Source organism: Leptospira gomenensis (assembly GCF_004770155.1).
Taxonomy (GTDB): Bacteria; Spirochaetota; Leptospiria; order Leptospirales; family Leptospiraceae; genus Leptospira; species Leptospira gomenensis.
The window spans coordinates 182262-194669 of sequence record NZ_RQFA01000010.1; the positions used below are offsets into that span (position 1 = coordinate 182262).

At 44.2% G+C, this 12408-nt stretch carries 7 protein-coding genes; 4 read left to right on the plus strand and 3 right to left on the minus strand.

Annotated features, from left to right (window positions below; all coding sequences use genetic code 11):
* Positions 1 to 156: 156 nt before the first annotated feature.
* Both EHQ17_RS02030 and EHQ17_RS02035 read right to left on the minus strand, forming a co-directional pair.
* A complete protein-coding gene (locus EHQ17_RS02030; RefSeq protein ID WP_135594996.1) occupies positions 157 to 1743 on the minus strand; it encodes a methyl-accepting chemotaxis protein in 1587 nt (528 codons plus the stop codon).
* Between the two features lie 977 nt (positions 1744 to 2720).
* Complete coding sequence (locus EHQ17_RS02035) at positions 2721 to 3785, minus strand: lipoprotein LipL41 (RefSeq protein WP_135594998.1); 1065 nt, start codon at positions 3783 to 3785, stop codon at positions 2721 to 2723.
* Positions 3786 to 4161: 376 nt separating this feature from the next.
* Between EHQ17_RS02035 and EHQ17_RS02040 the strand changes: the two genes are divergently transcribed.
* Both EHQ17_RS02040 and EHQ17_RS02045 read left to right on the plus strand, forming a co-directional pair.
* Entirely contained in the window at positions 4162 to 4614 is a 453-nt protein-coding gene (locus EHQ17_RS02040; RefSeq protein WP_135595000.1) for a GNAT family N-acetyltransferase, read from the plus strand.
* Positions 4615 to 4689: 75 nt separating this feature from the next.
* Positions 4690 to 5388, plus strand: a complete 699-nt coding sequence (locus tag EHQ17_RS02045) for a FecR domain-containing protein (RefSeq protein WP_135595002.1) — start codon at positions 4690 to 4692, stop codon at positions 5386 to 5388.
* Between the two features lie 18 nt (positions 5389 to 5406).
* Here the strand turns inward: EHQ17_RS02045 and EHQ17_RS02050 are convergent, their stop codons facing one another.
* The gene (locus tag EHQ17_RS02050; protein WP_425460665.1) at positions 5407 to 7944 is read right to left on the minus strand and encodes an ATP-binding protein; all 2538 of its coding nucleotides are present in this window, start codon (positions 7942 to 7944) and stop codon (positions 5407 to 5409) included.
* A gap of 424 nt (positions 7945 to 8368) precedes the next feature.
* Here EHQ17_RS02050 and lvrA point away from each other — a divergent pair, with 424 nt between their 5' ends.
* Positions 8369 to 10888, plus strand: a complete 2520-nt coding sequence (gene lvrA / locus EHQ17_RS02055) for a hybrid histidine kinase/response regulator LvrA (protein ID WP_135595006.1) — start codon at positions 8369 to 8371, stop codon at positions 10886 to 10888.
* 63 nt (positions 10889 to 10951) lie between these two features.
* The gene (lvrB, locus tag EHQ17_RS02060; protein WP_135595118.1) at positions 10952 to 12106 is read left to right on the plus strand and encodes a hybrid histidine kinase/response regulator LvrB; all 1155 of its coding nucleotides are present in this window, start codon (positions 10952 to 10954) and stop codon (positions 12104 to 12106) included.
* Positions 12107 to 12408: the final 302 nt, after the last annotated feature.

Here is a 12408-nt window from a genome sequence, read left to right on the forward strand (position 1 = left end):
ATGCCTCGCATTCGGACGCACGGTAGGAAGAGGATTGCGGTTCCGATTTTGACCGGATTGTATCGTTCTAAAAAATCCGAATATTCGTATAAAACGAGGAATTCCTTTCGTTAGAGCTCGGGAAATCCTCGTTCGAGGAGAAAACGTCCGCAGAAATTATGCGTCCGCGGAGGTAAGCGCGTCGGATTGAAGATCCAGTTCCAATACGATTTCGGATAGGTTTTCGCTTTTTGCGGTTAGGGAATCCATCGAACTCTGAAGGCTAAGGATCGAATTTACGATCGCACGTAATCCTGTTTTTTGTTCGTTGGAAGCGAGCTCTATCTCGGAAGAAAGCGATTTGAGATAATCCAAATTAGAGAAAAATTGGGAGTTGATTCTGGATTGTTCCCCGAACAAATCCGAAAAGGTTTCGAAACTGGAGACGAAATCGTTTATGATCCTATCCTGTTCTTTGACGCGTATCACCGTTGTTTCGGCCGATTTTCTGCCGGAAGATACGTGATTAGTTGAGTTTTTTATAATATTCGAAATTAGATCCGCGTTTTGCGCGCTACTTTCCGCCAGTTTGGAAACTTCCTGTGCCACGACGGCAAATCCTCTCCCGGCTTCTCCGGCCCGAGCGGCTTCGATCGACGCGTTGAGCGAAAGTAAATTGGTTCGATCCGCGACTTCGGACATGATCCTGTTCACCTCGCCTACGCTTCTAAACGAATCACCCAGTGAGTTGAGCGACTCGTATAAATTCTCAGCGAATCCGACAACGGTGGAACCGGCCGTTTTTACCCTGTTCAAGTTGTCGTCGAGTTGGACGTTGGATTCCGTGATTTTTTCTATGATCGTTTTCAGATTGCGGCTGTGATTCACCAAGGCCTCGATTTTTTGAAATTGATTTCGAACCGTTTGCGCCGAACTTTCGCTTTGTGTTTGGAATTCCTCCATCGTGGATCCTATCTCTTCGAAAGAGGACGCGTGATCCGCAACGACGTTGGTGAATTCGCTCATGAACTCTTTTAGATTCCTGGAAGAGATTTTCAAATAACGCGCCGAATCGATCATCTTCTTCGTTTTTTCATTGGTGAGTTTCTGAGATTTGGCGAGTTCGGTTTCTCTCGATTCGGAATTCACCCTCAACTTTAGGAAAAGATTCACTAAAAAACGGATGATCAAGGATGAAGAAAGAAGAAAGACTATTTTCAGAATCTGTTCCGAAAGGGAAGCGTGGCCGGTGGACGCGGCCAACACGGGATCGTCCACCATCTTCAATCCGTAAACGATCGCGACCAAGACGACGATTCCTTGAGTGATCGCGGACAAGGTTCCTATCATAGTGACGAATCGCGGTGAAAGTAATAATCCGGAACAAATGATGTATATGTAGGATACGCCGTAAAAGATCTGTCCTTTTACGATGACTCCCGAATTTTCGGGAGTGTCGGCGGCGACTACGACCATCGTTAAAAAGAGAGTCACTACGTCGAATATCATGAACGTTTTACTGAGCCGATCCGACATCCTACCGTGTTTTCTGTGTTTAAAAAAACTGAATATCGCGTAACAAAACATCCCCGTAACGCCCAAAAGATAGAACGTGTTCTGTGTCGGCGTGCTTCGTTTCCAAGAGAGTATTATGGAAACGTAAAATAAGACGATCAGAATCAAACGGATTCGATTGATATAGGCTGGTCCGGATGCGATGATCTCCCGGTCGGTAAAATTTGTTTTCGGATTTTTCTCGCGCATGATCGCGTTTTATAAATCCTCGGACAGCAAACAATATCTTTTCGGTTTGATTGGAATTCGAAAATGTTAAGTTATAAGTAGCGGCTGCGCCTTTCGGGGTAAGATACGAATTCCGGAAATAAATTATAAAAGACGGCGCGCGCCTATCGTTTTAAAATCAATACTCAAGGAAGTCGTCGGAATAGGGTGGTGTTCTCGATCTCTTCCAAAATCGATCCTCGCCGCTCTACACAAAAAGGATCTTCTTCAACCTTTTAAAGCCGCGATTCCTTTGTTACTCGAGTTTTCTAAAACGAAGGAAGAAGGTTTTGAAACCGTATATAAGGTCGCAGAACGAACGATCGTTCCGGTTCAACCGTTCGATTCCTCGGCTTCAAGGCAGGATCGAGCCTCGTCTCTTCATAGATTCCAATCCTTGGCTCAAACCCTTTCTAGTTTCGTCCTCTCAGAAACTTCTGCCGATGGCGAAGAAGACGGTAGCTTTCGCTTTGGATCGGGAAGCAAATAAGACTTTGTATTATCGTAGGCACGGCGGATCCAAAATCGAGGACCTATCCGCGGTCGTTCCAGACCGAGCGGAGGTTTATTTTTCCGTGTTCGATAAAAGTTCGCCCGGGTTGTATCGATTCCGATGTCTTTCTTTTCCCGTAACGGAATCAAGGCCTCGAAACATTCAGGGGAGAAACAGGGTTGAAAGGATTGTCCTGATTTTCGTTTTATCGGGACTCGGTTCGTGTTTCCGCGGATCTCCGGAAAAGGAATCCGAAAATCTAAATCCGTTTCGAAAAAGTTTCCTTTATGCTCCGGATCGACTGTTTTTCGTATCAAAATTAGAATATGATGCAATATATTAAAATATAATAAATTTTTAATTTATTAATATAAAAACTCCGGGGAAAAGTTTTTAACCCCGGAGCAAAAACCGATAAAATCCCGTCCTCAACTTCCTCGAGGGGAGGGATTTTTTAGAGGTTAGTTTAATTTGCGGACTCGTCCACGGCCGAAACGGCTTCCACACGTTTGCGCATTTCCCGGAGATAGGACTTGTCCGATCCGCTCAGATTCATCGCGGCTTCGTATAATTTGATCGCGCTTTCGTAGTCGCCGGAGGAGAAAAAATAAGTGGCAAGGTTTGCCTTGGCCGCCCAGGATTTTCCGCCCGATTTTTGATCCGCTTTTTCCCAAGCGATCTTCGCCTTTTTGAAGCTAGGCGTTTCTCCTTTGATTTCCTCGTAACCTTCCGTTAAAAGTTCCTTAACTTCCAGATCGTCGGACTCGACGAAAACTTTGATCTTTTCGGTTTTCACTTTCGGAGAAAGTCGGCTTTTAACGTACTGCGCCGCTTCTTCCAAACCTTGTCCGAACGAATCCAGAACGGAAGGACAACGCAGGTTCCCGACGGAGTTGAAAACTTTTGCGGGATTGGAAACGACCGCCTTTTTGACTTCGCCGGTTTCAACGTTGATCAGAGTTGCGTCCAAAGGAATGAGCATATAACGTACTCCCGTCGGTTTAGAAACGGGTTCGTTCGAAGAGGAGGATCTCGTTCCTTGTTTGTCCATCATGGAAGCCGCGATTCCAGCGACTTTACGTCCCGCCGCGACGAAATCGATTTTGTTTTCGGTTCCGCATTCGGTGTAGGGCTTTTGATAGCCGATGTACAGGATCGCTTCCGCTCCGATCAACTTACCGATGTTAGCTCTCGATTCGGTCACGCCCGTAAGGGAAAACGTCGCTTCGTTTAATATATCCGCCCTTTTGCTGAGATCGGTGAGACGAAAATACGATTCCTTGTCGAAGGCTTCGAATACTTTCGCCGGCATTTGATCGATAAAGCTGGAACCGCTTCCGAAAATACTTTCGAACAGACTTTTTTTAGGTTTTTCCACTGCGATTCCTACGTTTCGGATCTGACCTAAGAATTTTTGCAACGCCCTTCCTTCTTTATCTTTTGGGAATACCGGATACTCCACGTCGATGGTTTCCGCACATTGGAAGTGGAATAAAACCAAAATCGTGAAAATAAGTTTTTTACTTAACATACTTAATACTTAACCTGTTGATGAATATGCGCTCATTTTGATTTTAAGCCGGGGGAATCAACGATAAAACGAACGAAAGAATGATCGCTTCCGAAAAAGGAAATACGCGTTCTTATGAGGGAAGAAAAAATAAAAATGCGCTTAACAAAAATGAAATACGGAAATAAATTCGCACGGAAAATCGGATCGATGGGAAAAATTCTTGGATCTAACCGGATTATTCCGGTTTTTAGCTAGTTCGAAACGATCGAATCGGTATTTTGGATCTAAGAGTGGAATTGTAATTAAATTATGAAAATAAAATGTAAGAATATTATAATTATATAAATTAAGTTATATGATTATCCAATAAATCCGGTTCGGGAGAGAGGTTCTTATGGGATCTATAGAGATACGAAGGTTGAAAGAGGATGAAACGGTTCGTTTTACGGAATTGATCCGCGTTTTCGAGGCGGTTTTTGAAATGAAAAATTTTCGCCTTCCTCCCATAAAACATCTTGGAAGGCTGTTGGAGCGGGATGATTTTTTCGTTTTCATCGCGCTTTCCTCGGGGAAAGTCTGCGGGGGTTTGACGGCATATACGTTGTATCAGTATTATTCCGAATCGCCTTTGGTTTACATATACGATTTAGCGGTCGCATTAAAATGGCAGAGAAAAGGAATCGGAACCGCTTTGATCAAGACAGTCAACAAATACTGCGAAGATGCGGGTGTGGAGGAGGTTTTCGTCCAAGCCGATTTGATCGACGATTACGCTCTTGATTTCTATCGTTCCACTGGCGCGACGTCCGAACAAGTCGTACATTTTTATTACCCATTGCTTCCATAAAACGGAAATCGTTTGCATTTTGAAAATCGAGGGTGAATCTATGCCGATCCCGAATACGGGACGGAGAGAATAGGAATGAAACTTTTATCAGCGACCGCGATATTATTGAGTCTCGCGGTTTTGTCGTTCACTTGTAAACAGAATCAAACGGAAAAAAAGAACGGGGTGCTCACCTTCGTAAACGGAGACGTTATCGTTCAACGCGGCGATCAAAAAATCAAAGCCTCGGTTTCACAGGAAGTCCAAAACGGAGACGTGTTGATCACCGGAGCGAAATCGGCCGCCGCTATTGTTTTCGGGGAGAACGCGTCCGTTATCGAAATCCAATCCGAGTCCCAATTCCGTTTTCAAGAGGACGGAAAAGGAAAAAACTTTTTTCAAGAAAAGGGAAGCTCTTGGATTCTTACCAACAAACTGAATAAGGACGAAACCTTGACCTTGCGTACGCCAACGACGACTGCGGGGGTAAGAGGAACCAAGTTTTTTACTGCTCTGCGGGAAGGTATGACGTTTACCTGTTTTTGCCAAGGCCAGGTTGAATTGGAAAATACGGTAGATCATTCCAAAAAGGTGAACGACTCCGACTATTTGGCCGTTACGAAAGGGGATAAGACGATATACGTCACGTCAGCGGATCTTCATAAGGAAAATCTAAAATATTTACACGATCACAGCGAGATCGAAAATTCTCCCGTAGGAGGGCAGAACAGAATGTCTCCGGATGATTTTCAAAAACTCTTTAAGATCGTAAAAAACAAGTTCGAAGAAAAATAATCGCCGTTATACGATCTCCTAAAAAAAAGAACGGCCTTTATCCACCAACCAGATCCGGATCAGCCGTTCTATGTCCTTTTTCGAATACGGTTTTCCCAAAAAATCGGACATACCCGCAGCGGCGCATTTCATTTTGTCCCCTTCCAAAACGTCCGCCGTAACCGCGATGATAATCGGCTTTTTCGGCAAATCCAGATCGTTTAGGATGACCTGTGCCGCGTTGATTCCGTCCAGACGAGGCATATTCACGTCCATGAATATGAGATCGTAAAATACGTTTTTGGCTTTTTCTATCGTTTCTAAACCGTCGTGAGTAACGTCGTGATATATATTCAATTTTTTGAGTATATTGGACAAAAGGAAAACGTTCGTCGAATCGTCCTCGGCGATCAAAATTCTTACGTCGGACGGGAGTCCGGATAGATCGATCTCGCCGCTGAAAGCGGAGGATCGAGAAGGTCCGGATTCGGAAAGGGAGATTACGACTTCGAATACGGAACCTCCGTCCGGATTCGCGAACGCGCGTATGGAACCTTGCATCAGTTCCACCAATTTCTGCGAAATTGCGAGCCCTAACCCTGTGCCTCCGTATTTTCTCGAAATGCTCGAATCGAGCTGGTGGAACTTTTGGAATAACAGGGAAAATTTCTCCTTCGGAATCCCTACGCCCGTATCCTTTACGGAAATAGAATATTCAATTTTATTTATGTCATTAATCCTTTTGGAGGAAAGGTCGATTTCTATCTTTCCCGTTTCGGTGAACTTGACGGCGTTTGAAATAAGATTGGCGAGAATCTGTTTTATTTTGTGTTCGTCACCGGCTGCTTCGTAGACGAAGTCCGGCGAAAAACGAACCTGTAATTCCAAACCTTTCCGTTTGGTCTGATAAAGAAACACACCTTCCAAATCCCCGATCAGCGATTCCCAGGAGAAATTTTCGATTTCCAATTCTATTTTGTCGGCCTCCAACTTGGAAAAGTCGAGTATGTCGTTTATTATTTTAAGAAGAGTGTTTCCGCTTCCTTGGATCAGTTGGAGCAGATGGGTTTGGTTTTTATCCAGCGAGGTGGATTTGAATTCTTCCGTAAGCCCTAAAATCCCGTTTAACGGAGTTCTAATTTCGTGACTCATTGCGGCTAAAAATTGGGATTTTATTTTGTTGGCTTGTTCAGCTTCGGTTCTCGCTTTTTCCAATTCGACCGTTCTCAAGGAAACCTCCGTCTCTAGAAGATTTTTTTGTCCTTCTTTGAGTTCCAAAATCCTTTGATGTGCGAGATTATTCTGTTCCAAGGTCGATTGTAATGCGACTCGAAGGTTTTCGGAATCACGAATCGTTTCGGTCAATTTTTTGGCCAAAACGATCGCCTGTAAAAGTATGAACGTCACGATTCCGACCTGGGAAACGTATCCCGTTGAGATATATCCTAAAACGAATAGGATATCGTTGATCACCGTCGCAGTGAAAATCGAATATGCAAAAAGAATAATCAACGCTCCGGCCCTTCCTTTGTTTTTTGCACGTGCAAAAAACGGAGCGAAACCCAAAGGCAAAAACGCGAATAAAGCGTACGCGATGAAGAAAAAACCGGTAAATTCGCGGACCGGCAGTAAAAGTAAAAAACCGAAACAGATAAATGCGGATATGACCGCGCCGATAAAAGCGGAGGGAATGTCCTCTGGGAACAGGCTTTTTAGGAACAAACACATGAAAATCCCGTTTGAAAGGACAACGGCATGGATAAAACGTATATAGACGTCGAATCCTATTTCAGGAAATAACATTAGAAAAATATGATTTTCTAAACTAAGTTGACGAGCCGCCATGAATACGCAGAAAAGTCCGAAGTAAAGATATTCCAGGGATTTCCGTCTAAATAGAAAAACAACCAGATGATAAAGGCCCATCAAAAATACCGCGGAGAATCCGCCCGCCTCGGTCAGGAGTTTTTCGGACTGTTTTTTTCTGAGCGTTTCCCAGTCTCCGAAGTAGATCGGCTGCCAGATTCCGTGGTTTTCGTGGTTGAAATTGGAAATTCTCAAAACGAGGACAAGTTCCCGTTTTTCGATTCCGATGTAGGCCAATCCGGGTTTTAATTCCGGTATCATGGTTTGGTATGAATCGCCTAACGTGCCCACTGCGACGATCGGCCGGTTGTTCGCGGAGATTTCAAACGCGGAAAGGATTTCCGTCCAAAAAATTCCGTAGGGATTGGGATAGGATTCCGGAAGTAGAATCCTAAGTCGATAGGTCGCCTTTCCGAACGGAGGAAGTTTTTTACCGTTTATCTCGTAGAATTTCCAGTAACTGGGCACCGGAAAATAACCGTTGCAATTTTTTTTCCAAACGCTTTCGTCCGCGTCGGAAGGGATCAAAACGTCCCAACAAAACTCCCAGTTCCCTTTCAGTTCGACGGGGCCTAGGGAAGGATTCCAATTCCCGAGGTCGATCCTTCCGTTTCGTATCGGTGCGGGCATGGGTCCGCTCGTTTCGCAGCTTAAACCGAATCCGAGGATGAAAATTAAAACAGTCGTAAATTTTATATGATCGAAATTCATACAATTCGGCCGAATTTTTTGCGGATCTATTTATGACTCGAAAATCGGAATGAAATTTTCATCGATTTTATGAAAAGATCCAATCGTTTTTTAAAATTCTAATATATGTCCCCGGCTCTTCAAAACGGTATGAAAATCCGTATGTCCGACTTCCGTTCGGAATTTCGGTAGTATACGCAGACAGAATAAACTCGGTTTCGAAGGCTATTTCACCGTAAAACGAACGTTTTAGATCAAAGACATCGAAATCCCAAGAAAACTCGTATTTTAGATTTTTTGAAACTATCAATCTCTGTTCCACCTCTTTCCACAATAGAATTAGAAAAAACGAATACGGAATTCCTTAATATTGTAAAAATCAATTGAAATTCGTCCAAGAATTGTATAACTTAATGTTTTTCAAAATATAATCAAACTGTTTGTCATGGATTCATTTCAACTACAAGAGGGCGCATATCGACTGATTTTTGAATCCTTACCCGGCTTGTATCTGATTCTTCTGCCCGATTTTCGTATCGCAGCAGTCAGTGATTCCTATCTTCAAGCCACGAAAACGAAACGAGACGAGATTTTAGGAAGGAAAATCTTCGACGTTTTTCCGGACAATCCCTCCGATCCAGATGCGACCGGAGTGCGTAACCTCAGGGATTCTTTGGAGTCCGTCCTTAAAAATAAAATTCCCGACGCAATGGCGGTACAAAAATACGACGTTCGTCGCCCGGAATCCGAAGGCGGAGGGTTCGAGGAAAAATACTGGAGCCCGATGAATTCTCCGCTTTTCGACGATAAAGGAGAAATAATTTTTATCATTCACCGCGCCGAGGAAGTGACAGAATTCGTCCGTTTAAAACAGGCAGGTAAGGAACAGGATAAGGCTGCGGAGGAATTGCGAAATCTCACCTCATCGATGGAAACCGAAATCTATCAAAGGGCGCAAGAGATTCAAACCTCCAATAAAAAACTTTTACGTCTCAACGAGGAAGCGATCCAACGGGAAAACGAACTCAAACAGGTTTATCAAAAACTTTTTGACATGGATCGTATAAAAACCCGTTTTTTTACCAATTTAAGTCACGAGTTGCGTACTCCGCTGACGTTGATACTCGGTCCCGTAAGAACGTTGTTGAAAGGGGAAAATGTGGATCCTTCCAAACGTTCCCTCTTGGAGACGATCGAAAGAAATGCGTATACTTTGCTCAAACACGTAAACGATCTCCTCGACGTTTCCAAGTTGGAGGCCGGAAAAATTAAGTTAGAATATTCTAATGTAATTCTTTCCGATTTGATCCTGTCTCTGGCGGCTCATTTCGATTCCGTGGTCGAAGAAAGAGGTTTGGAGTTCCGGTTGGAAATCGAGAAGGATTGTAAGATTCAAATCGACGCCTCAAAAATCGAACGAGTCCTGCTGAATCTATTTTCCAACGCCTTTAAGTTCGTCCCGAACGGTGGAAAAATACTTTGTAGTCTCCGTACCGAAGGCGCTTATGCCCTGTTATCCGTGGCTGATAACGGTCCCGGAGTGCCGCCCGAGTTGAGAGAACTGATCTTCGAAAAATTCAGACAAGGGGAAGAGGGTGACGCTCGCTCGCACGGAGGAACCGGTCTTGGCCTTGCGATCGTTAAGGAATTCGTCGGACTTCATAAAGGATCCGTATGGGTCGCAAAATCTTCGTTAGGTGGTGCGGAGTTTACGGTCAAACTTCCGCTACAAACCTCCGCTGCAGCCGAGCTGATTCGCGAAAGAAAAAACGATCCGAAAGAAAACGATCCCGCGTTAAAAGCCGCGTTGCACGAAGCGGAGCTGATCCGAAAAAAAGCGGACGAGGAGACACACGTTTCCTTTGCGAATCGTCCGAAAATCCTGATCGTCGAGGACAATCGGGAAATGCGGGCGTATATATCGAATACGTTGTCAAGGGACTTTAATATCGTCACCGCTTTTGACGGACAACAAGGATTAGAGGCCGCAATCCGGGAACAACCGGACGTGATCGTGACCGATCTTATGATGCCGGTTTTGAGCGGTGATCGGATGGTCAAAGAGATCAGAAAAGTGCCGCGATTGGCCAACGTCCCTATCCTGTTTTTGAGCGCCAAGGCGGATCAGGATCTCAGAATCAGGCTTTTGGAGGAGGGGGCTCAGGATTATCTGATCAAACCGTTCGCCTCCGAGGAATTATCGGCAAAGGTTAATAATTTTATAATATTAAGAAAATTGATTGAAAGTCTTGAAATCGCAAACAAGGACTTGGAAGCATTCAGTTATTCGGTGTCTCACGATTTACGGGCTCCGATCAGAGGTATAGAGGGTTTTATCCAAATTCTTTTGGAAGATTACGGAAAAACCTTCGAACCGGAAGCGCTGCGTTTGTTGGATGTCATCCGAAAAAGCGCGGCTTTGATGAATAAACTCGTTCAGGACCTCCTTCATTTCCACAAATACGCAAGATTGGATCCGTCAAACTCCGTGATCGATATGGAGTTGATGGCGCGCGAAACGGCGGAAGCGGTTATGGAGGAATATCCGGGAAAAAATTTTTCCATCGAAGTTGAACCACTCCCTTTAGCATATGGGGATCGGGCCGCGATAAAACAAGTATGGGTCAATCTGATTTCCAACGCTGTAAAATACTCCTCGACAAAAGAGGATCCGCGGATCCGAATCAGTTGTTCGACTAACGACGGTTATAACACGTATACGGTTCGTGACAACGGCGTCGGATTCGAAAACAAATATTCGAATCGATTGTTTAAGGTGTTTCAGAGGCTGCATGTACAGGAGGATTTCGAAGGAACCGGAGTCGGCCTTGCGATCGTCGCAAGAATCATACAACGTCACGGAGGAAAAGTTTATGCGGAAGGCGAGACCGATCGAGGTTCCTCCTTTTTCTTTTCCCTTCCTATATCCGCCGAAAACGTTCAAAACGAAAGGAGTCTTTCGTGATAGTGGACGACCCGAGAATGTTCTGTGATCGGATTATCCATCGAAACCGGACGATACGATACTATGGCTAAGTGGAAGTTTCTTTTTTTGGAGGATTCTATCGTGGATCTGGAACTCATCCAGAGACAGATAAAAAAAGCCCGTATAGAATACGATCCGATTCACGTAATCGATAGTGAAGGTTTCATGCGTGCGATCGTCGAACAAAAGCCCGATCTTATACTTTCCGATTTTAAACTGCCTAAGTACGACGGCTTCTCGGCTTTGATGGACGCCAAACGTATGTGTCCGGAAACCCCGTTCATATTCGTATCCGGAACCTACGGAGAGGAGGCCGCTATACAAACCTTGACTATGGGAGCCACGGATTACGTTCTCAAAGATAAGATAGAAAAATTATTGCCCGCGGTCCAGAGGGCGCTCAACGAATTGGAAGATCACGAGCTGCGGAGAAAAGCGGAGCTGGAGCGTTACGAACTGGAGGAACAACTGAGACAAAGTCAAAAAATGGAGGCGATGGGTTTGATGGCGGGAACGCTCGCTCACGAGATCAACAATCCTCTTCTCGCGATTTCGGAATACGCCGCCATGATCGCCAAAGGCGAGGTCGGTCAAGACGCTTCCAAACGATTGGCGAAGAAAATTCGGGACGAAAGTGACCGTATCTCCAGAATCATGAAGGACTTGTTGCGTTTTTCCAGAGAGGAAAAAGGAAAGTTCGATTCCGTAGATGTAAGCGAGATCTTCGCGAAACTCAGTACGATTGCAGGACAAATATTTAAGATGAATCGTGTGGAAGTGGAATGGCAAAATCGATTGAACGACGTTTGTACGATTCAATGCAGGGAAGGACAGATCCTCCAGATTTTATTGAATTTGATCAACAACTCCGTGGACAGTCTCAATCAAAAATATCCGGAATACGATGAGCGCAAAAAGATGATCGTTTCCGTCGGAATCAAAGAATCGGAGAATGGAGCAACGGTTCAGTTCGAGATTATGGATTTCGGATTGGGAATTCCGCGCGAGATTCAAAATTCGGTTTTTAAAACGTTCTTCACCACGAAACCTCCCGAACGAGGAACGGGTTTAGGTCTTTCCGTCAGTTTAGGGATCGCTAAGGAACACGGAGGAAATTTATATTTCGAAAGCGAGCCAGGTGAGTTTACCCGTTTCTTTTTGGAAATTCCCGTTCGACCACTTCCGACTTCCGATTAATCAATGTTAAACGAGATTCTAACTTTGTTTTCGTAACTTTTGTAAGAATATAAGATCCATGCTTTTTATAAAATAACCAGTATTTAAATTTATATTTCGATAGTTTGATTGTTTTCGTTTTTACAGAATCTTTGATTGAGAAAGAATTCCTGCCCACTGGAAATCTAATTCCGAACGATTTTTCTTACAATGAATTTATCCGTAGGCATTATTTGTAGAAGAAATTCACGAAAAAAGTAGGTTCTTGCCACAAAACATGCGATCTTCTAATCGAACATTTGTTTTACAATCGTCCCGAGCGT

Bases quoted from the DNA above. Each gene is read 5' to 3' on its own strand.
- EHQ17_RS02045 (WP_135595002.1), top strand. From the start codon at position 4,690: ATGAAACTTTTATCAGCGACCGCGATATTATTGAGTCTCGCGGTTTTG.
- lvrB (WP_135595118.1), top strand. From the start codon at position 10,952: ATGGCTAAGTGGAAGTTTCTTTTTTTGGAGGATTCTATCGTGGATCTG.
- lvrA (WP_135595006.1), top strand. From the start codon at position 8,369: ATGGATTCATTTCAACTACAAGAGGGCGCATATCGACTGATTTTTGAA.
- EHQ17_RS02050 (WP_425460665.1), bottom strand. From the start codon at position 7,944: ATGAATTTCGATCATATAAAATTTACGACTGTTTTAATTTTCATCCTC.
- EHQ17_RS02040 (WP_135595000.1), top strand. From the start codon at position 4,162: ATGGGATCTATAGAGATACGAAGGTTGAAAGAGGATGAAACGGTTCGT.
- EHQ17_RS02035 (WP_135594998.1), bottom strand. From the start codon at position 3,785: ATGTTAAGTAAAAAACTTATTTTCACGATTTTGGTTTTATTCCACTTC.
- EHQ17_RS02030 (WP_135594996.1), bottom strand. From the start codon at position 1,743: ATGCGCGAGAAAAATCCGAAAACAAATTTTACCGACCGGGAGATCATC.